Raw genomic sequence first — 19,566 nt, forward strand, 5'->3', positions numbered from 1 at the left:
AGCGAAAAAAAGTCGAGCAGTCATTCCTTGGATTCTTGATTTTCGGCGGCCACCTGTCCGCTGATCCAGTCCACCAGGCAGCGCACCTTGGGTACCTCGGCGGCGTGTTCGGAAAAGGCGAGGAAATGCGCGCCGTTGCTGCGCATGCGATGCGCCCAGGGCACCACCAGCTTGCCCTCGGCGATATCGGCCTCGGCCAGGTAACCCGGAACCAGCGCCACGCCGCAGCCGGCCTGGGCTGCGCTCAGGCACATATGAAAGGTGTCGAAGCGCGGTCCGTGATAGCTGTTCGGCGAATGCAGGCCCTGTTCGAGGAACCATTCGTGCCAGGCTTCCGGGCGGGTGGTGCTTTGCAGCAGGACGAAACCGGACAGCTCGCTGGCGTCCTCCAGGCTGCGCCCCTGCAACAGGTCCGGCGCGCACACCGGCAGCACCTCCTCGCCGAACAGCTCGATGCAGGTCGCCCCCGGCCAGGTACCCTGGCCATAGAAGAACACCACGTCGGCCTTGGCCTGGAGCAGGGAAAACGGCTCCATCTCGTTGCGGATATCCAAATGGATATTCGGGTAGCGCTTGCCGAAGCCCTTCAGGTGCGGAATCAGCCAGCGCACGCCGAAGCTGGGCTGGGTGGCGACCTTGAGCACTTCGGTCTGCTCGCCGTAGGACATGATGTAGCGGCTGGACATATCCACCTGGGTGAGGATCTTGTTCACCTCGGCCAGATAAAGCGCGCCGGCCGGCGTCAGTTGCAGGCGGCGGCGAATGCGCAGGAACAGGTGATGGCGCAGCATGTCCTCCAGTTGCGCCACCTGCTTGCTCACTGCGCTCTGGGTGAGGTGCAGCTCCTCGGCTGCGCGGGTGAAGCTCAAATGCCGGGCGGCGGCTTCGAAGCATTGCAGGGCGGCCATCGACGGCACCAGGCGCTTGGACATTACGGTAGCTCCAGGTCATTACCTGACGGAATGATGTGCGGAATAAAGGTCGTTTGTGGCGCTAGAGTGATCGGATTAATACTGACCCTCAACCACGATTACAACCTTTCACCGCCTTGCAGGAGAACAAAATGGTTGATGGACTGCTTGACCGCCTGGGTGTCCCGGCCAGTGCCTACACCAAGGGCAACCATCCCGTTCATACCCCGATCGACGGTAGCCTGATCGCGTCGGTGCACCTGGAGCCGGCGGCGTCCGTGGGCGCGAAGATCGCCCAGGCACAGCAGGCCTTCGAAGCCTGGCGCAATGTCCCGGCGCCACGCCGTGGCGAGCTGGTCCGGCTGTTCGGCGAAGTGCTGCGGGAACACAAGGCGGAACTGGGCGAGCTGGTGTCGGTGGAGGCCGGCAAGATCACCCAGGAAGGCCTGGGCGAAGTGCAGGAAATGATCGACATCTGCGACTTCGCCGTCGGCCTGTCGCGCCAGCTCTACGGCCTGACCATCGCCTCCGAGCGTCCCGGGCACCATATGCGCGAAAGCTGGCATCCGCTGGGCGTGGTGGGGGTGATCAGTGCCTTCAACTTCCCGGTGGCGGTGTGGGCGTGGAACACCGCGCTGGCGTTGGTTTGCGGCAATGCCGTGGTGTGGAAGCCGTCCGAGAAGACGCCGTTGACGGCCCTGGCCTGCCAGGCGCTGTTCGAGAAAGCGCTGGGCAGGTTTGGCGATGCACCTGCGGGCTTGAGCCAGGTGATCATCGGGGATCGGGATGCTGGCCAGGCGCTGGTGGACGATCCGCGTGTGCCGCTGGTGAGTGCCACCGGCAGCACCCGCATGGGCCGCGAGGTCGGTCCTCGGGTCGCGGCACGCTTCGGTCGCAGCATTCTCGAACTGGGCGGCAACAACGCCATGATCCTCGCCCCCAGCGCCGACCTCGATCTCGCCGTGCGTGCCGTGTTGTTCAGTGCCGTCGGTACGGCGGGGCAGCGTTGCACCACCCTGCGTAGGGTGATCGTGCATCGTTCGGTGAAGGACGAAGTGGTGGCGCGGGTCAAGTCCGCATACGCCAAGGTCCGCATCGGTGACCCGCGCGAGGGCAACCTGGTCGGTCCGCTGATCGACAAGGCTTCGTTCCTGTCCATGCAGGACGCGCTGGCCCGTGCCCGTGATGAAGGCGGCCAGGTCTTTGGTGGTGAGCGTCAGTTGGCCGATCAGTATCCGAATGCCTACTACGTTGCGCCGGCCATCGTGGAAATGCCGGGCCAGACCGAGGTGGTGCGCCACGAGACCTTCGCGCCGATTCTCTATGTAATGGCCTACGACGACTTCGACGAGGCCCTGCGCCTGAACAACGAAGTTCCGCAAGGCCTGTCCTCGTGCATCTTCACCACCGACCTGCGCGAGGCCGAGCGCTTCCAGAGTGCGGCGGGCAGTGACTGCGGGATCGCCAACGTCAATATCGGCACCAGTGGCGCGGAGATCGGCGGGGCCTTTGGTGGCGAGAAGGAAACCGGCGGTGGCCGTGAATCCGGATCGGACAGCTGGAAGGCCTATATGCGCCGTCAGACCAACACCGTGAACTACTCCCGGGAGTTGCCGCTGGCCCAGGGCATCGTGTTCGACTGAAACACGGCGCCGACCCTGTGGGAGCGGGTTCATCGGGCCGCCGAACCGCCGCGATTGCGGTAGTGGATTCACCACCGCAAATCGCGGGTAAACCCGCTCCCACAGATCCGAGCAATCCAGATAACAAGATCAATACCTGCTCTGGGGACCCCACCCATGCCCGACCTGCGTCAACAATGCTTGTGGGAACACATCACCCCGCCTGCGGCCCCCGCTTCGGTTCTCAGCACCGATGCGGTCGCGGACGTTTGCATCATCGGCGGCGGCATCACCGGCCTTTGCGCCGCCCTGCACTTGCTGGAGCAGGGCAAGTCGGTGGTGGTGCTGGAGGCCCGTGACATCGGACACGGCGGCTCTGGCCGCAACGTCGGCCTGGTCAACGCCGGCACCTGGATCCGTCCCGACGATGTCGAAGCCACCCTCGGCCTGCAGCAGGGCAGTCGCTTGAACAAGGTGCTGGGCGAGGCCCCTGCGGAAGTCTTCGCTCTGATCCAGCGCCTCGGCATCGATTGCCAGGCGCATAACGACGGCACCCTGCACATGGCGCACAACGCTACCGGTGTCGCCGACCTGCAGGCCCGCCACGCGCAATGGACCCGTCGCGGTGCCGACGTGGAAGTGCTTACCGGAGCCCGCTGCGAGGATTACTGCGGCACCCGGCAGATCTCCGCCGCGCTGCTGGACCGCCGTGCCGGCACCATCAATCCAATGGCCTACACCCGCGGCCTGGCCGAAGCGGTGGAGCGCCTGGGCGGGCGCATCCATACACGCTCCCCGGTGCAAGGCCTGCAACGCAACGGCAGTCGCGGCTGGCAGGTGAAGACGGCGAAAGCCGTGGTGGAAGCCGAGAAAGTGGTCATCTCCACCGGCGCCTATACCGAAGGCGACTGGACCGATCTGCAAAAGCATTTTTTCCGCGGCTACTACTACCAGGTCGCCTCGGTGCCGCTGCACGGCGCCGCCGCCGATAACGTGCTCAAGCATGGCCAGGGCTCCTGGGACACCCGCACCGTGCTCAGCAGTATCCGTCGCGACGATCAGGGCCGGTTGCTGCTGGGCAGCCTCGGCCGGGTGGACAACAAGCCGTCATGGTTCATCCGCCGCTGGGCCGACAGGATCCAGGGCCATTACTTCCCGGAACTGGGCAAGGTCGAATGGGAAATGCACTGGACCGGCTGCATCGACTTCACCCCGGACCACCTGATGCGCCTGTTCGAACCGGCGCCGGGCATCGTTGCCGTCACCGGCTACAACGGCCGCGGCAACACCACCGGTACGGTGATCGGCAAGGCGTTTGCCCGTTTCCTGATGCAGGATGATCCCGCCGCGCTGCCGATCCCATTCTCGCCGATGAAGCCGGTGGCGGTACCGGCGCTGCGCACCGGCTTCTATGAAACCGGGTTCTCGCTGTATCACGCCGGGCAGTGCCTGCGGGTGGTGCTCTGAAGGCTTGCGCGGTCCAGGTAGGAGCGTCGATACCGAGGTTCAAGGCCTGCGCTGCAGCCAGTTGAGGAAGCCGCCTTTCTTGATCGCGGCGGGCTTCTGCAGCAACAGTGATTGGCTGTTCTGCTCGCGGACGCTCTGCAGCTTGCCCAGGGCGTCCTTCACTTCATGGCGCTGTTCCAGGCATTGCTTCACCTCGGCCTTGTCGATGCGATAGAGCAGGCAGCTGGTCAGGGTGCGGAACTCCGCCGCCGAGGTGGCTTCGTCCAGCAAGCCTTCGACGCCGAGTACTTCGCCCGGGCCCATGCGACCGGCTTCCAGCAGTTTCTCGCCATCATGGACCGCCGCCGACACCACGCCTGTGCCGATCACCAATACATGATCGGAGGCCTCGTCGACGCCGAGGATCACCTGGTCCGCCGGGTATTCGACGGCGATCATGCGCTGGCTCAGGCTGTCCTTTTCCTCGCTGCTCAGGGCGCGGAAGATGCGCACGTCTTCCAGCAGGCTGCGTTGCCGGCTCCAGGGGCGGGTGTCGTTTTCCGGGTTCCAGATCACCCCGGCAGCCACCAGGTGCCGGTGGGCCAGGTCGAACATCTGGTTGCGCACGGTGGTCTTTTGGTCCATCGCCGCGACGAAGCCGCTGGCCTCGTATTCCACCGACTCCAGGGTCGACGCCTTGATCGTCGCCTTGGGCTTGGGCACTGCCAGCAAGGCGCTGCTGCCTTGCAGGGTCTTCTCCAGGGCATCGAGCACCTTGCGCGGGCGCACGCTGGCGGGAACGACCACGCTGATGGACACCCCATGCACATCGTTGGGCCGGCTGAAGTTGAGCAGCTTGGCCTTGGCCGCCACCGAATTGGGAATCACCGCCATGCTGCCGTTGCCGGTGAGCAGGCGGGTGGCGCGCCAGTCGATATCGATCACCTTGCCCTCGGTGCCGTCGATGCTGATCCAGTCATCGATCTGGTAAGGGCGGGTGGTGTTCAGGACGATGCCGGAAAACACGTCGCTCAGGGTGCTCTGCAAGGCCAGGCCGATGACGATGGCCATCACGCCCGAGGTTGCCAGCAGGCCTTTGACCGGTAGCTGCATCACGTAGGCGGCTGCGGCGACGATGGCAACCAGGAAGATCACCGCGCCGAGGACGTCCTGCAGCAGGCGGCCGGTATGGCCGCTGCGGGCGATCAGCATCAGGCCGATCACCACGGTCAGCGTGCGCGCGGCGAACAGCCACCAGGTGATCTCGAGGACGGTGGCGAGCAGGTTGCGGGCCAGGTCTTCGGGCCAGGGCGGCGGTTGCAGCGGGCTGATGCCGGCGCTCAGCAATACCCCGGTGAACAGCAGGAACGCCACGACCCGCGCGGCGGTGCGCCAGTTGCGCCGCTCCACGGGGATGGCGCGCCAGAGCAGCAGGTCGAGAAGCAGGAGGAAGGCGCCGAGCAGGAGAGGGTAGGGCATGGGAGTCTCGGGAGTTGGGCCTTGGGTGGGTGTGGCTTGCCAGCGATGCGATCTCAAATGTCATTCGAAACAACAGATTTCACAATGGTCTGTGGCCGTTTTCTGTCAGACGCTTCTGAATCATACTGCGTGGCCTGTTGCTCTGTTGCGCCTCTGCGGAGGGGTGCTTAGGCTCCGACGGTCACTGATTTCTGGTGACAGGGTGTCGCAGCCCAGAGCATAGCCAGAACCTCATTTCAGCATTCGATCAATGTCGTTCGATTGTCCTGTCATGGCGGTTGTGCGCGGGGCACCTTCGGGTGCACCGGTTCCTATGCCCGGTCTGCGAACCCGCGTACAGCTGCCACCCATTCGTTTCGCAGCGCTATGGCGGCGGCTTTTTTGCCTATCCGCATAGGAGTTGCACCATGAAAAAGCCCGTCCCCGATCCACCGCCCTTCGACTTTTCCCGTTTCAAAACCAGCGGCACGCCATTTGGCCCTCACGATTTCAGCGGCAAGTGCATGTTCAACGTCAGCGAGGAAATCTGCGCCGAAGATGCGCTGGTCCACGCCTGTCTGTTGCTCAGCTGCCTGCGGGCGTCTGCCTGCGATGCCGCTGAGCACCTCACCGCCAACGATCACGCCCTGGTCGTCGGTATCGCTCAGCAAGCGGAGATGGCCAAGGCGCTGGTGGATTCGGTGTTGGCGGGGTTTGTTGATAGTGGCAGAAGGGAGTAGCGTTGGCATATCCCATTGACATATCCCAAATGGTCTCTACCATGGGATATGCATTTATATTCCGCGAGGTGATTCATGGAACAAGGTGCCGTTTTTCAGAGCAATCGCAGCCAAGCCATAAGGTTACCCAAGGCTGTCGCTCTTCCGGATGATGTGAAGCGCGTCGATGTTGTAGCCCTCGGACGTACCAGGATCATCACGCCGGCTGGCGAATCCTGGGATAGCTGGTTCGAGAGCGAGGGCGTAACCGCAGATTTCATGGCAGACCGTGAGCAACCGGAAGATCAGGAGCGAGAGGCGTTCTGATGCTCAAGTTCATGCTCGATACCAACATCTGCATTTTCACTATCAAGAACCGCCCCTATGAGGTGCGGGAAACCTTCAAGCGCCATCATGGACAGATGTGTATAAGCACTGTGACCTTGATGGAGTTGGTATATGGTGCCGAGAAGTCCTCGAATCCGGAGCGCAACCTTGCTGATGTTGAAGGATTTGCTGCTCGTCTGGAGGTGCTCAAATACGACCATGAGGCAGCTGCCCATACAGGGCAGTTGCGTGCGGAGCTTGCCCGGCTTGGCAAGCAGATTGGCCCTTATGATCAGATGATTGCCGGACATGCCCGCTCCCAAGGGCTGATCGTCGTATCCAACAACCGCCGCGAATTCGACCGAGTGCCGGGCTTGAGGGTCGAGGACTGGGTACCTACTCCCACGGTCTGACAGCGCCAAGCAACAGCCCTCATTCCTGCCCCGCCGGCCGATACTGCAACGCCTCCGCCAGATGCTCCCGCCGGATATCCTCGACCTCTTCGAGATCGGCCAACGTTCGTGCCACCTTGAGCAACCGATGCGCTGCCCGCAGCGACAGGGTCAGGCGTTCGCAGGCATGTTCCAGCCATCGCTCGTCCTCCGTGGCTAACCTGCAGTGCCGGCGCAAGCCGGGCAGGTCGAGGAAGGCATTGGCGCAGCCTTGCCGTTGCTGCTGGCGCTCACGGGTGATGGCCACCTGGCGGGCGACGGTGGCGCTGTCGGGGCCGTCTTCGCTGCCGGGAGAGAGCGCCGTGGCTTCACGGGCGACGGTAAGATGCAGGTCGATCCGGTCCAGCAGCGGGCCGGACAGCTTGTTGCGATAGCGCTGCACCAGTTCGCTGCTGCAGCGGCAGCGACCGGTGGGGTCGCCGAGATAGCCACAGGGGCAGGGGTTCATTGCTGCAACGAGCTGGAAGCGGGCGGGGAAGCGCACCCGGTCCCGCGCCCGGGCGACCACGATCTCGCCTGACTCCAGTGGCTCGCGGAGCACCTCCAGCACGCGACGCTCGAACTCGGGTAGTTCATCGAGGAACAGCACGCCGTGGTGGGCCAGGGTGATTTCGCCGGGTGTCGGACGTGATCCGCCTCCGACCAATGCAGGCCCGGAAGCAGAGTGATGGGGATGTCGAAAAGGCCTTTGTGGCCAGCAGTCCAGCGGCTTCGGACTCGCAACCGATTGAATCGCCGCAACCTCCAGCGCTTCGCGTTCATCCAGCGGCGGAAGCAGCCCGGGCAGGCGGCTGGCAAGCAGGGTTTTTCCCGTTCCGGGCGGCCCCGTGAACAGCAGGTTATGCGCCCCCGCCGCAGCCACCAGCAGCGCCCGCTTCGCTGCCAACTGTCCCTGCACCTCGCTCAGGTCCGGATAGGGCCGGGGATTGAGCAAAAGCCCGTTAGGCTGATACGGCATCAACGGCTGTTGCCCGCTGAAATGCCCGACCAGCTCCAGCAGATTATCCGCCGCATACACCTCCAGCCCCGACGCCATGCAGGCTTCCTCGGCATTCGCCTTCGGCACCACCAGCGCCCGCCCGGCATCGCGGGCAGCGAGTGCCGCAGGCAGCACGCCTTGTACCGGCCGCACCGCCCCGGACAACGCCAGTTCGCCGAGACACTCCACCTTGTCCAGCGCCGCCTGGGTGAATTGTCCATTCGCCGCCAGCAAGCCCAGCGCAATTGCCAGGTCGAAACGCCCGCCGTCCTTCGGCAGATCGGCAGGCGCGAGGTTGAGGGTGATCCGCCTCTGGGGAAATTCCAGCCGGGAATTGACGATCGCGCTGCGTACCCGGTCCTTGCTTTCCTTGACCGTGGCTTCGGGCAGTCCGACCAGGGTCAGGGTCGGCAAACCGTTGGCGAGATGGGCTTCGATAAGAACCGGCGGCGCCAGCACCCCCACCTGGGCGCGGCTGTGGACGATGGCGAGGGACATGAACGCTCCATGATCGATGCGGGGCCGCGTCGTGCGGTTTTGCAAGGATAGTGGTGGGTTCGGAGGCGGGTTGGGGGAGATTACTTCCTGGTGTGTCCGGAGGGTGGGCAGTAAAAACTCGATGATCGCTTAATACCCAGAATGAATGCTATACAAGTCATATGCTAGCCTTAAGCCAGAAATGTCTTGTATACGGTGCAAAAATGGAAGCCATCGGCCGGACCATCAAGAACCTCCGCAAACAGAAAGGTCTTTCGCAGTCAGAACTGGCAAGCCAGTTGGGCATGAGCCGCTCGACCATCTCCGGGATCGAAAACAATACCGTGCCCGAGATTGGTATTCGCAAGGTCGAGGCCATCCTCAACATGCTTGGATATACCCTGACGGCTGTCGCCCAGCGCCGGCGACCAACGCTGGACCAGCTGAAAGAGGCCAACTTCCATGAGCAATGAAGCCTTGAACGTGGCGGTAAGAGGCTTGGATGTCGGCAGCCTGGCGCGCGCGGACTCTACACCGGGCGCCACGTCCTTCAGATATCGCGATTCGGCGGCCGAAGGCCAGGCGGTGTCATTGACGATGCCAGTACGCCGGGATGACTACCTTTGGGAGCGCGGTCTGCATCCCATCTTCGAGATGAACCTGCCCGAGGGCTTTCTCAGAAGCCGACTGCAGCAGATGTTCGCCAAGGTCATCCATGGCTTCGACGATCTCGATCTGCTGGGCATCGTAGGCCCTCACCAGTTGGGGCGAGTGATCGTGGGAGGTCATTCGGAAGGCTCGATGCCGGGCACCTCCATCAATGAGCTGCTTGTCCATGATGGTGCGCAGGGGCTGTTCGAGGATCTGCTTTCCAGATATGCCAAGTATTCAGGCGTTTCCGGGGTGCAGCCGAAGGTGCTTGTGCGCGACGAGGATGTCGAAGGCGTCGAGCGGGTTACGCACCGGGGAGCGACGCACATCGTCAAGGCCTGGCGCGATGAGGATTACCCTGAGTTGGCCGCGAATGAGTTCTTCTGCATGCGAGCCGCCAAGCTGGCTGGTTTGGAGGTGCCCGGATTTCAATTGAGCAACGGCGGCAAGTTTCTGATCGTCGAGCGATTCGATATCGGCGAGCAGGGCTATCTGGGCCTTGAAGACTTCTGCGTGCTCAACGGCTGGGGCGCCAACCGCAAGTACGATGGCAGCTATGAAGGTGGCGTGCGGCAGATTAATACATGGGTCGAGCCATCGCTGCGTCAGGCGGCATTGCTGCAGTATTTTCGTTGTGTGGCCCTGTCGGCGGCGGTGCAAGGCGGCGACGCTCACATGAAGAACTTCGCGCTCATGTACGACAGCACCAGCGAGGACGCCGTGATCAAGCTGGCCCCTGCCTATGACATCGTCACCACCACGCCCTACAGCCCGCAGGACATGATGGCGCTGATGATGGAAGGGAGTAAGGCCTTTCCAAAGCATAAGCGGCTGGCTCAGTTCGGACGCGTGACGTGCGGGTTTTCCGAGCGGATCGTTGAACAGACCCTGCAGCAGATCGCCGACGGTATCAGCGATGCTCGAAAGGAAATGCTCGAGTACCTCGGGCAGAACCCGCAATTCGAACTGATCGGCACCAGGATGCTGGATGCCTGGAATGTTGGTGTGGCCCGCAGCTTGATGTCGGAGAAGCGGGCCAAGGTCGTTGATAAGGTTAAAAAATGATGGAGAGGCAATCGCGGGTAAACCCCCACAGGGGCCGGGTACATCGCCGGATCCACGGTGGGGCTGATGGCCTCATCGCTGGCAAGCCAGCTCCCACAGGGTTCTGGGTCAACCGCAGCATTCGTGCCCGGCGCGGACCTTGTGGGAGCTGGCTTGCCAGCGATTGCGATAGTGAATTCACCATCGCAATCGCGGGTGAACCCGCCACACAGGGTCCGCGCCGCATCAATGGATTTGTACAGCCTGGAGTTGCATCGTATAGGAGTCATTTTGCGGTCTTTACTACGAAGTGCCTTCTATACGATGCAGTTGGCAGGGCCGTTCTCACCCCGCTTGCACTTCAACCGTCAAATGCCGCACCTCATGCACCGGTACCAACCGCTGCCGGATACTCGCCAGGTCCACCCCGGCCTTGCCCACCACGCTGACAATCGCCGCATGCGCCTCAGGCCCGACCCGCCAGACGTGCAGGTCGGTAATCCGCGCATCCCCTGGCTTCTCCACCAGCTCGCGAATCTCTTCGGCGACATGCTCGTCCGTCTGGTCCAGCAGCACTCCGGCCGTGACTTTCATCAAGCTCCATGACCAGCGTGCAATCACCAGCGCACCGACAATCCCCATCAGCGGATCCAGCCACACCCAGCCCAGGAACCGCCCTGCCAGCAGCGCGGCGATCGCCAGCACTGACGTCAGCGCATCGGCGATCACATGCAGGTAGGCCGAACGCAGGTTGTTGTCGTGGTGATGAGGGTGGTCGTGGCCATGCTCATGATGATGGTCGTGAGTGTGGCCATGCCCGAGGAGCAGCGCACTGGCGATATTGACCAGCAACCCGATCACGGCGATGAAGATCGCCATGTCGAACTGCACCTCGCCCGGCTGGAACAGGCGGATGGTCGATTCGACGCCGACGCTGAGCGCCACGATGCCGAGGATCAGCGCCGAAGCGAAGCCACCCAGGTCGCCGACCTTGCCGGTACCGAAGCTGTAGCGGGAACTGCCCGCATGCCGCCGCGCGTAGGCATAGGCCGCCGCCGCGATACCCAGCGCCCCGGCATGGGTCGCCATATGGAAACCGTCGGCCAGCAAGGCCATGGAGCCGGTGATGTAGCCGGCAGCGATTTCGGCCGCCATCATCACCAGGGTGAGAATCACCACCCACAAGGTGCGGCGAGCGTTCTGGTCATGGGCGGAGCCGAGGAACTGATGGTCGTGCGTGTGCTCGGTCATGACGGTGCTCACTTCGAATAGCGGCGGATGGCTTCGAGCAGTTCTTCCACGCCCCGGGCGCGCTCTTCGTCGCTTAGCTCGGGGTTGGCGACGTGCTCGCGGGCGTGGTCTTCGATGATCTCCTCCAGCAGCCCGTTCATGGCGCCGCGGGTGGCCGCCACCAAGTGCAGGGTCTTGCCGCAGTCGGCACCTTCTTCCAGGGCCTTTTCCACCGCCTGCAGCTGGCCGGCGATACGCTTCACGCGCTTGAGCAGCGCGTCCTTTTTCACGTGGGTGTGTGACATGGCTATACCCCCCCTGCCTATCGGATGGGGCGCAGCATTGCATACCCCCTCCCCCTATACAAGCGACAGGCGAACGAAGGCCGGGACGAGCAGCGGAAAAGGCAGGAGGGTTGGCCGCAAGACCAGCGCAGGGGCGCGCCGGTCGGCAACCGGGAACATCACTCGCTGGTGATGGGATTCAGGCGGGCTTCGAGTGCTTCGACCTTGGCTTCCAGCGCTTCGAGGCGGGCGCGGGTACGGGCCAGGACGACCATCTGGCTGTCGAATTCTTCACGGCTGACCAGGTCGAGCTTGCTGAAGCCGCTTTGCAGCAGCGCCTTGAACTGGCTCTCCAGCTCGCTGCGCGGTTGCGTGGGGTCATTGCTGAACAGGCGCGAGGCCTGGTCGCTCAGGGCATCGAGAAAGGCTTTGGGCGCGAGCATGTCGGACGCTCCTGTTTCGAAAAGAGGGCGGGCAGTGTAGCACGGGCGATTGGCCACCTCTCACTGCACGCTTTTTGAACATGTCTCGCCGATGTTGCGCACCGTTGTAGTGCGTCCATTTGTCTGCTGGCTACTGGCCAAGATGGGATATTCCCCCCAAGTCGTTGTAATCCGGAGGTTTCCCTGACATGGCACTGTTTCTGCTAAGACCATCGTGACCCATGCACTGATGCAGTCCCAGGACGAGGCAGTGCTCAGGCGGAGCGATGACACGAAGTTTGTTGCCTGGTGCCGGTTTCGCCAGTCAGCCCTACGGATTAAAGGCTGACGAAACGTTACAAAGCCCAGGCACTGCGCTTAGACTTGAGTCGGGTTTGTTTTCCTGGGGCAAGTCCACCTATTCGGGAGAGAGTTTCATGAAGCTAGTCACTGCCATCATCAAGCCGTTCAAACTGGACGATGTGCGCGAGTCGCTGTCCGAAATCGGCGTGCAGGGCATCACTGTCACTGAAGTCAAAGGCTTCGGTCGGCAGAAGGGTCACACCGAGCTGTACCGCGGCGCGGAGTACGTGGTCGACTTCCTGCCCAAGGTCAAGATCGACGTCGCCATCGACGACAAGGATCTGGACCGGGTCATCGAAGCCATCACCAAGGCCGCCAACACCGGCAAGATCGGTGACGGCAAGATTTTCGTGGTGAATCTGGAACAGGCTATCCGCATCCGTACCGGCGAAACCGATACCGACGCGATCTAACAAAAGCCGCCCCAAACCCAACGCCCCAGGAGAAAACAACATGACTCTGCGTAAATTCGCAGGGCTAGGAGCCCTTTTGTCCCTCGTAATGCCAGCTGTCGCGCTGGCCGAGGAAACCGCTGCGGCCACTGCGGCTCCTGCGCTCAATTCCGGCGATACCGCCTGGATGCTGACTGCCACTGCCCTCGTGCTGTTCATGACCATCCCCGGCCTGGCGCTGTTCTACGGCGGCATGGTGCGTTCGAAGAACGTGCTGTCGGTGATGATGCAATGCTTCGCCATTACCGGTCTGATCAGCGTGCTGTGGGTCGTCTTCGGCTATAGCCTGGCCTTCGATACCACCGGTATGGAACAAGGCGTCACCAACTTCAATTCCTTCGTCGGCGGCCTTTCCAAGGCCTTCCTCGCCGGCGTGACCCCGCAAAGCCTGACGGCGGCCTTCCCGGAAGCGGTCTTCGTGGTCTTCCAGATGACCTTCGCGATCATCACCCCGGCGTTGATCGTCGGTGCATTCGCCGAGCGCATGAAGTTTTCCGCGATGCTGGTGTTCATGGGCGTCTGGTTCACCCTGGTCTATGCGCCAATCGCGCACATGGTCTGGGCCGGTAACGGCGGCCTGATGTGGGACTGGGGCGTGCTGGACTTCGCTGGCGGCACCGTGGTGCACATCAACGCCGGTATCGCTGGCTTGGTGGCGTGCCTGGTACTTGGCAAGCGCAAAGGCTTCCCGACCACCCCGATGGCTCCGCACAACCTGGGCTACACCCTGGTCGGCGCGGCGATGCTGTGGGTCGGCTGGTTCGGCTTCAACGCCGGTTCCGCTGCGGCTGCCAACGGCACTGCCGGCATGGCCATGCTGGTGACCCAGGTCGCCACTGCCGCCGCTGCGCTGGGCTGGATGTTCGCCGAATGGATCACTCACGGCAAACCAAGCGCCCTGGGCATCGCTTCGGGTGTGGTTGCCGGCCTGGTTGCCATTACCCCTGCCGCCGGCACTGCCGGCCCGATGGGCGGCCTGGTGATCGGCCTGGTATCCGGCGTGGTCTGCTTCTTCTGCGCCACCAGCCTGAAACGCAAGCTGGGCTATGACGACTCGCTGGATGCCTTCGGTGTGCACGGCGTCGGCGGTATCGTCGGTGCAATCCTTACCGGTGTGTTCGCCGCACCGGCCCTGGGCGGCTTCGGCACCGTGACCGACATCGGCGCGCAAGTCTGGATCCAGGCCAAGGGCGTCGGCTTCACCGTGATCTACACCGCCATCGTCACCTACGTGATCCTGAAAGTGCTGGATGTAGTGATGGGCCTGCGTGTGAACGAAGAAGAAGAGTCGGTCGGCCTCGACCTGGCTCAACACAACGAGCGTGGCTACAACCTGTAACCCGCCGAGAAAAAAACTTGCCCGGCTTGCCGGGCATTTTTTTGTCCCGGATTTGCTCTGCGCACGGCAGGCAAACGGTTTTTCGCTGCAGGTTCATTCTTGTTGCAAAGGCTGTCCGATTGTCAGCGGAAAACTTACAGTCTGCGGGGCGTTTTAGGCACTTTGCTTTTTCATCCGGCACGCTAGAATGCGCGCCGTGGGGTGATGGTGGCCTGTTCACACACTTCATGGCCCTTTGCTAGGCTTGCTGTTGAGCGAGCCGATCGGCGGGGACGAAACCGGGGTTATTTGAACCGGCAGCTCTTTATTTGGTCAGGCTCTGAAGGGCCTGCACAGCGTTCGCCAGCGGTAGCGGCGGGCGTTGTCGATCATGCGCAACACGTGATCGATGATCTTTCTCCAGCAGTCGTAAACCTCTACGGCGACTGGTCTATAACTAATCTGCTTTTCGCAAGTCATGAGGTAGAACATGAGCGACGACGATCTGGAAAATGACGACCTCGAAGTAGGCGATGAAGACGAGGGCGATGAAGGCCTCGAAGCGGCGGCCGATGACGTAGCCGAAGACGCTGGCGACGATAGCCCGGCCCCTGCGGCAAAGGGCAAATCCAAGGCAGCGGTCTCGGTCGACGAGATGCCGAGCATGGAAGCCAAGCAGAAGGAGCGCGACGCGCTTGCCCGTGCCATGGAAGAGTTCCTGGCGCGCGGTGGCAAGGTGCAGGAAGTCGAGGCCAACGTGGTCGCCGATCCGCCCAAGAAGCCTGACAACAAATACGGCAGTCGTCCTATCTGAGACCGTCGTAACGAAAAGCCCGCCATTACACAGCGGGCTTTTTTGTGTCTGCCCGAGGGGCAACGCGGACCCTGTGGGAGCGGGTTTACCCGCGATTGCGGTAGTGAATTTACCAACGCAATCGCGGGTGAACCCGCTCCCACAAGGTCAATGCAAGGCCGCTCTTTCAGCGCCAGCGGGCGAGGACATCCGGTAGTTGCGACAGACGCTGGATTTCCGCATCCGGCTTGCCATCCGCTTCCCACGCCTTGCCCTGCGGGTTGAACCACACCGCTCGCAGGCCGGCGCGCTGGGCCCCGGCAATGTCATCGCCGGGATGATCGCCGATATGCACGGCCGCCCCGGCAGCCGCCTCACCCTGGCGCAGCGCTTCGAGAAACGGCGCCGGATCCGGTTTGCCGATCCCCAGGTCCTCGGCGCATAGCGCAAACTTGAAGTAATCCGCCAGGCCCAGGCGCCGCACGTCGGCATTGCCGTTGGTGACCACGCCCAGGGTGTAGTGGCGACGCAGCAGTTCCAGCACCGGCTGCACCTCGGGGAAGATTTCGATCTGATGGCGTGCGTGCAGGAACACTTCGAAGCCTTCGTTGGCCAGCTCGCGGGCCTTGTGCTCGCTGTAGCCCACCTCTTCCAGCGCATGGAACAGCACGCGCCGGCGCAGGGCGCTGATGCGGTGCCTGAGGCCTGGCTCGGCCTGCACCACCCGCTCGCGAATGGCGTACAGGTGTTCCACCGGCACCGCGCCGAGGCTTGGTGCATTGGCGGCCAGCCAGTCGCGCAGAACCGCTTCGGCACTGACGATCACCGGCGCGGTATCCCACAGGGTGTCGTCAAGGTCGAAGGTAATCAGCTGGATACTCATGAGTCGTCGCCCTTACTGCGTTTGGCACGAGGATGCGCGCTGTCGTAGACCGCGGCAAGGTGCTGGAAATCGAGGTGGGTGTAGATCTGGGTAGTCTTGATGTCGGCGTGGCCGAGCATCTCCTGGACGGCACGCAGGTCCTGGGATGATTCCAGCAAGTGGCTGGCGAAGGAGTGCCGGAGCATATGCGGATGCAGGTTCTGGCCCAGCTCCCGCTCACCGGCGGCCTTCACCCTTAGCTGGATGGCCCGCGGCCCCAGGCGCCGGCCCTGCTGGCTGACGAAGACGGCACTGTCCTTGGGGTTGCTCAGCGCGCGCAGGGCCAACCAGTGTTCCAGTGCCTCGCGAGCCTTGCGCCCCACCGGCAGGACACGGGTCTTGCTGCCCTTGCCGTGCACCTGGACCAGCCCTGCCGGCAGGTCGAGCTGCTCTAGGTCGAGGCTGGTCAGCTCCGACAAGCGCAGGCCCGAGGAATAGAACAACTCCAGGATCGCCTGGTCGCGGCGGGCGAGGAAGTCGTCTTCGACACCGCCTTCCAGCAGTTGCAGGGCCCGGTCTGTATCCAGCGTGCGCGGCAGGCGCCGCTCGCCCTTGGGCGCAGATAGCCCGTTGGCCGGGTCGTGCTCGCAGAGGCCCTCGCGGTTGAGGTATCGGTAGAAACCGCGCACCGCTGAAAGCAGGCGGGCCAGGCTGCGGGAGGACTGGCCCTGATGGTGCCGGCGCGCGATGAACTGACGCAGATGCTGGATCTGCAAGGTTTTCCACTCGGTGATACCCACCGTGGCGCAGAAGGCCAGGACGCTGTCGAGGTCGCGTCGGTAGGCCAGCCGGGTGTGCTCCGACATCTGCCGCTCGCTGCGCAGATGGTTGCAGAACGCCTCCAGCTGGCGTTCCATTCAGCGTACCGGGCGCAGAGTCTGGGTCAGGCGTGGTACGACGCGACCGAGCACTTCGGCGATGTAGCCGAGGAACAGGGTTCCGACGGTGCTCTTGTAGTGGTGCGGATCGCGGCTGCCGATCGCCAGGACGCCGTGCAGTCCCTGGTTTTCCAGGGCCGCCACCGCGCTGGAGCCGACTTCCTTGCGCTGTGCCTCGCCAAACAGGAAGTCCAGCTCGTGGTCGCGCAGGTTGCCGCTCACGGTCTTGCCGCCACACAGCAAGCCGCCGATAGCCTGCTGGGCTTCGCTGGCCGGAACCCAGCGGCCTACCGGCGCGGCATTTTCGCCGAACAGGATGAGGCTGACGAAGGGCACCTGGAAGTCCTGGCGCAGCCGGTCTTCCACGGCCATGACCACGGTTTCCAGGCTGTCGGCGTCGAGCAGGTCGAGAATCAGGCGGCGGGTCTTCTCGAACAACCGGTCGTTGTCGCGGGCGACATCCATCAGGTGCGAAAGACGGTGGCGCATTTCGATGTTGCGGTCGCGCAGCAGCTTGAGCTGGCGCTCCACCAGCGAGACGCTGTCGCCGCGCTGGTGGGGAACCTGCAGTTCGAGCAGCAGCTCGTCATGTTCGGCAAAGAACGTGGGATGGGCGCGCAGGTAAGCGGCCACGGCCTCGGCCCCGACGTCGGGCGTGGAGCCCTCCACGAGGTTGTCGTCGGGTTCCGCGGCTGGCGCCTTGGGCTGATCGGTCATGGCTGGCACTCACTCATAGACGAACCTGTCCTTCGTAGACCCGCACCGCCGGGCCGGTCATCAGCACCGGTTTGCCCGGGCCGCCCCACTCGATGGACAGGCGTCCGCCGGGCAGGTCGATCAGCAGCGGCGAGTCCATCCAGCCCTGGCTGATGGCGGCCACTGCGGCAGCACAGGCGCCGGTACCGCAGGCCTGGGTTTCCCCGGCGCCGCGCTCCCAGACGCGCAACTGGGCGCGGTGACGGTCGACGACCTGGAGAAAACCGACGTTGACCCGCTGCGGGAAGCGCGGGTGGTTTTCGATCTGCGGGCCGAGATCGTGGACCGGTGCGTTGTTGACGTCGTCGACGCGCAATACGGCGTGGGGATTGCCCATCGAGACGGCCGCCAGCTCGACGGTCTGCCCGCCGACTTCCAGCGGATAGCTCAGGGCCTGGGCCGGCGCCTGGAACGGGATTTCCGTCGGGGCCAGGCGCGGCGGGCCCATGTCAACGCAGATCTGCCCGTCGTTGCGCACGTCCAGCTCGATGATGCCGCCCTTGGTTTCCACGCGGATGCGTTTCTTCGCGGTCAGGCGTTTGTCGAGGACGAAGCGGGCAAAGCAGCGCGCGCCGTTGCCGCATTGCTCCACTTCGGAGCCGTCGGCATTGAAGATGCGGTAGCGAAAATCCACTTCCGGGTTGCTCGGCGCCTCGACGATCAGCAGCTGGTCGAAGCCCACGCCGGTATGGCGATCGCCCCATTGCCTGGCGTGCTTGGGCAGGATGTGCGCGTGCTGGCTGACCAGGTCGAGGACCATGAAGTCGTTGCCCAGGCCGTGCATCTTGGTAAAACGCAAAAGCATCGTGTCACTCCGGCAGCAGGCTTTCGCCGGCGAACAGCTCGGCTACGGTCTCGCGGCGGCGCACTTCGAAGGCCCGGTCGCCATCGACCAGCACTTCGGCGCAGCGGCCACGGGTGTTGTAGTTGGAGCTCATGACGAAACCATAGGCGCCCGCGGAGCGAACGGCCAGCAGATCGCCTTCGGCCAGGTTCAGGGCGCGGTCCTTGGCAAGGAAGTCGCCGGTCTCGCAGATCGGCCCGACCACGTCGTAATGGCGTGGTTCGCCGGCGCGTGGTCGCACGGCGCTGATGTCCATCCAGGCCTGGTACAGCGCCGGGCGGATCAGGTCGTTCATCGCCGCGTCGACGATGGCGAAATCCTTGTGTTCGGTGTGCTTGAGGTATTCCACGCGGGTCAGCAGCACGCCGGCGTTGGCCACGATGTGCCGGCCCGGTTCGAAGACCAGGGCCAGGTCGCGGTCGCCGAGGCGCTCGCGCACGGCCTTGATGTAGTCGCCGGCCAAAGGCGGCTCTTCATCGCGATAGCGCACACCGAGGCCGCCGCCGAGGTCCAGGTGCTGGAGCAGGATGCCGCAATCGCCAAGGCGATCGACCAGCATCAGGATGCGGTCGAGGGCGTCGAGGAACGGTTCCAGCGAAGTCAGTTGCGACCCGATGTGGCAGTCCACCCCGACCACGTCCAGGCTCGGCAGCTGTGCGGCGCGGATGTAGACCTCTTCGGCATCGGCGATGGCGATGCCGAACTTGTTCTCTTTCAGGCCGGTGGAGATATACGGGTGGGTGCCGGCGTCGACATCCGGGTTGACCCGCAGCGACACCGGGGCGCGCACGCCCATTTCGGCGGCGACCTGGGCCAGGCGCTCGAGCTCTTCGGTGGACTCGACGTTGAAGCAGTGCACGCCGACCTCGAGGGCGCGGCGCATGTCTGCGCGGGTCTTGCCGACACCGGAAAAGACCACGCGGTCGGCGCGGCCGCCTGCAGCCAGGACACGCTCCAGCTCGCCGCCGGAAACGATGTCGAAGCCCGCGCCGAGGCGCGCCAGGACGTTCAGCACGCCCAGGTTGGAGTTGGCCTTGACCGCGAAGCAGACCAGGTGCGAGGTGCCCTGCAGGGCATCGGTGTAGCTACGGTACTGGGCCTCGATATGAGCGCGGGAATACACGTAGGTCGGCGTGCCGAAACGTTCGGCAAGGACCGACAGGCCTACACCTTCCGCGAACAGCTCGCCGTCGCGGTAGTTGAAAGCGTCCATCGGGT

Annotated in this window: 21 protein-coding genes; 10 read left to right on the forward strand and 11 right to left on the reverse strand. The window is 63.5% G+C overall.

What is annotated here, in order from left to right; translation table 11 throughout:
• Positions 1-20: 20 nt before the first annotated feature.
• The gene (locus tag ACKLLE_RS09350) at positions 21-932 is read right to left on the reverse strand and encodes a LysR family transcriptional regulator (RefSeq protein WP_009395827.1); all 912 of its coding nucleotides are present in this window, start codon (positions 930-932) and stop codon (positions 21-23) included.
• Between the two features lie 131 nt (positions 933-1,063).
• Between ACKLLE_RS09350 and amaB the strand changes: the two genes are divergently transcribed.
• A complete protein-coding gene (gene amaB, locus ACKLLE_RS09355) occupies positions 1,064-2,554 on the forward strand; it encodes an L-piperidine-6-carboxylate dehydrogenase (protein ID WP_420057720.1) in 1,491 nt (496 codons plus the stop codon).
• 156 nt (positions 2,555-2,710) lie between these two features.
• Positions 2,711-4,000 (forward strand): L-pipecolate oxidase, encoded by a 1,290-nt coding sequence (amaA, locus tag ACKLLE_RS09360; protein WP_420057721.1) that lies wholly within the window; start codon positions 2,711-2,713, stop codon positions 3,998-4,000.
• A gap of 39 nt (positions 4,001-4,039) precedes the next feature.
• Here amaA and ACKLLE_RS09365 read toward each other — a convergent pair whose 3' ends face one another.
• A complete protein-coding gene (locus ACKLLE_RS09365; protein ID WP_064301064.1) occupies positions 4,040-5,458 on the reverse strand; it encodes a mechanosensitive ion channel family protein in 1,419 nt (472 codons plus the stop codon).
• Between the two features lie 407 nt (positions 5,459-5,865).
• On the opposite strand from ACKLLE_RS09365, the gene ACKLLE_RS09370 reads away from it, so the two are divergent.
• The 3 genes from ACKLLE_RS09370 (at position 5,866) to vapC (ending at position 6,896) form a co-directional block, all read left to right on the forward strand.
• Positions 5,866-6,177, forward strand: coding sequence for a DUF6124 family protein (locus tag ACKLLE_RS09370; protein ID WP_064301065.1), 312 nt, complete (start codon positions 5,866-5,868; stop codon positions 6,175-6,177).
• Between the two features lie 75 nt (positions 6,178-6,252).
• Positions 6,253-6,483: a type II toxin-antitoxin system VapB family antitoxin gene (gene vapB / locus ACKLLE_RS09375; RefSeq protein WP_064301066.1), complete on the forward strand. Its 231-nt coding sequence runs from the start codon at positions 6,253-6,255 to the stop codon at positions 6,481-6,483.
• Positions 6,483-6,896, forward strand: coding sequence for a type II toxin-antitoxin system tRNA(fMet)-specific endonuclease VapC (gene vapC / locus ACKLLE_RS09380; protein WP_064301067.1), 414 nt, complete (start codon positions 6,483-6,485; stop codon positions 6,894-6,896). The genes vapB and vapC overlap by 1 nt, the downstream gene beginning before the upstream one ends.
• A 19-nt stretch (positions 6,897-6,915) precedes the next feature.
• Here vapC and ACKLLE_RS09385 read toward each other — a convergent pair whose 3' ends face one another.
• Positions 6,916-8,412 carry a YifB family Mg chelatase-like AAA ATPase gene (locus ACKLLE_RS09385; RefSeq protein WP_420057724.1) on the reverse strand — a complete coding sequence of 499 codons (1,497 nt, stop codon included), beginning with the start codon at positions 8,410-8,412 and terminating at the stop codon, positions 6,916-6,918.
• A 203-nt stretch (positions 8,413-8,615) separates the two neighbouring features.
• Here ACKLLE_RS09385 and ACKLLE_RS09390 point away from each other — a divergent pair, with 203 nt between their 5' ends.
• Positions 8,616-8,864 carry a helix-turn-helix domain-containing protein gene (locus tag ACKLLE_RS09390; RefSeq protein WP_009395815.1) on the forward strand — a complete coding sequence of 83 codons (249 nt, stop codon included), beginning with the start codon at positions 8,616-8,618 and terminating at the stop codon, positions 8,862-8,864.
• Positions 8,854-10,107, forward strand: a complete 1,254-nt coding sequence (locus ACKLLE_RS09395; RefSeq protein ID WP_420057725.1) for a type II toxin-antitoxin system HipA family toxin — start codon at positions 8,854-8,856, stop codon at positions 10,105-10,107. The genes ACKLLE_RS09390 and ACKLLE_RS09395 overlap by 11 nt, the downstream gene beginning before the upstream one ends.
• A gap of 324 nt (positions 10,108-10,431) precedes the next feature.
• On the opposite strand, the gene dmeF is transcribed toward ACKLLE_RS09395, so the two are convergent.
• From dmeF to ACKLLE_RS09410, 3 genes are all read right to left on the reverse strand, one after another.
• Positions 10,432-11,337: a CDF family Co(II)/Ni(II) efflux transporter DmeF gene (gene dmeF / locus ACKLLE_RS09400; RefSeq protein ID WP_420057726.1), complete on the reverse strand. Its 906-nt coding sequence runs from the start codon at positions 11,335-11,337 to the stop codon at positions 10,432-10,434.
• 8 nt (positions 11,338-11,345) lie between these two features.
• Positions 11,346-11,621 (reverse strand): metal/formaldehyde-sensitive transcriptional repressor, encoded by a 276-nt coding sequence (locus tag ACKLLE_RS09405; RefSeq protein ID WP_009395812.1) that lies wholly within the window; start codon positions 11,619-11,621, stop codon positions 11,346-11,348.
• A 158-nt stretch (positions 11,622-11,779) separates the two neighbouring features.
• Positions 11,780-12,043, reverse strand: coding sequence for an accessory factor UbiK family protein (locus ACKLLE_RS09410; RefSeq protein WP_009395804.1), 264 nt, complete (start codon positions 12,041-12,043; stop codon positions 11,780-11,782).
• A gap of 416 nt (positions 12,044-12,459) precedes the next feature.
• On the opposite strand from ACKLLE_RS09410, the gene glnK reads away from it, so the two are divergent.
• From glnK to sutA, 3 genes are all read left to right on the forward strand, one after another.
• A complete protein-coding gene (glnK, locus tag ACKLLE_RS09415; protein WP_002555808.1) occupies positions 12,460-12,798 on the forward strand; it encodes a P-II family nitrogen regulator in 339 nt (112 codons plus the stop codon).
• A 40-nt stretch (positions 12,799-12,838) separates the two neighbouring features.
• Positions 12,839-14,176: an ammonium transporter gene (locus ACKLLE_RS09420; protein ID WP_037058946.1), complete on the forward strand. Its 1,338-nt coding sequence runs from the start codon at positions 12,839-12,841 to the stop codon at positions 14,174-14,176.
• 469 nt (positions 14,177-14,645) lie between these two features.
• Positions 14,646-14,969, forward strand: coding sequence for a transcriptional regulator SutA (sutA, locus tag ACKLLE_RS09425; protein WP_009395717.1), 324 nt, complete (start codon positions 14,646-14,648; stop codon positions 14,967-14,969).
• A 166-nt stretch (positions 14,970-15,135) separates the two neighbouring features.
• On the opposite strand, the gene ACKLLE_RS09430 is transcribed toward sutA, so the two are convergent.
• The 5 genes from ACKLLE_RS09430 to lysA are packed head-to-tail and all read right to left on the reverse strand — an operon-like array spanning position 15,136 to position 19,561.
• Positions 15,136-15,831, reverse strand: a complete 696-nt coding sequence (locus ACKLLE_RS09430) for an HAD family hydrolase (protein ID WP_420057741.1) — start codon at positions 15,829-15,831, stop codon at positions 15,136-15,138.
• Positions 15,828-16,727, reverse strand: coding sequence for a tyrosine recombinase XerC (gene xerC, locus ACKLLE_RS09435; protein WP_420057742.1), 900 nt, complete (start codon positions 16,725-16,727; stop codon positions 15,828-15,830). The genes ACKLLE_RS09430 and xerC overlap by 4 nt, the downstream gene beginning before the upstream one ends.
• Positions 16,728-17,465 carry a DUF484 family protein gene (locus ACKLLE_RS09440; protein ID WP_420057743.1) on the reverse strand — a complete coding sequence of 246 codons (738 nt, stop codon included), beginning with the start codon at positions 17,463-17,465 and terminating at the stop codon, positions 16,728-16,730. It abuts the gene before it with no gap.
• A 13-nt stretch (positions 17,466-17,478) separates the two neighbouring features.
• Positions 17,479-18,309 (reverse strand): diaminopimelate epimerase, encoded by an 831-nt coding sequence (gene dapF / locus ACKLLE_RS09445; RefSeq protein WP_009395709.1) that lies wholly within the window; start codon positions 18,307-18,309, stop codon positions 17,479-17,481.
• 4 nt (positions 18,310-18,313) lie between these two features.
• On the reverse strand, positions 18,314-19,561 hold the full coding sequence (gene lysA, locus ACKLLE_RS09450; RefSeq protein ID WP_009395707.1) for a diaminopimelate decarboxylase: 1,248 nt from the start codon (positions 19,559-19,561) through the stop codon (positions 18,314-18,316).
• Positions 19,562-19,566 lie beyond the last annotated feature (5 nt).

It is taken from the genome of Pseudomonas bharatica (assembly GCF_048586865.1).
In the GTDB taxonomy this organism is placed as follows: Bacteria; Pseudomonadota; Gammaproteobacteria; order Pseudomonadales; family Pseudomonadaceae; genus Aquipseudomonas; species Aquipseudomonas bharatica.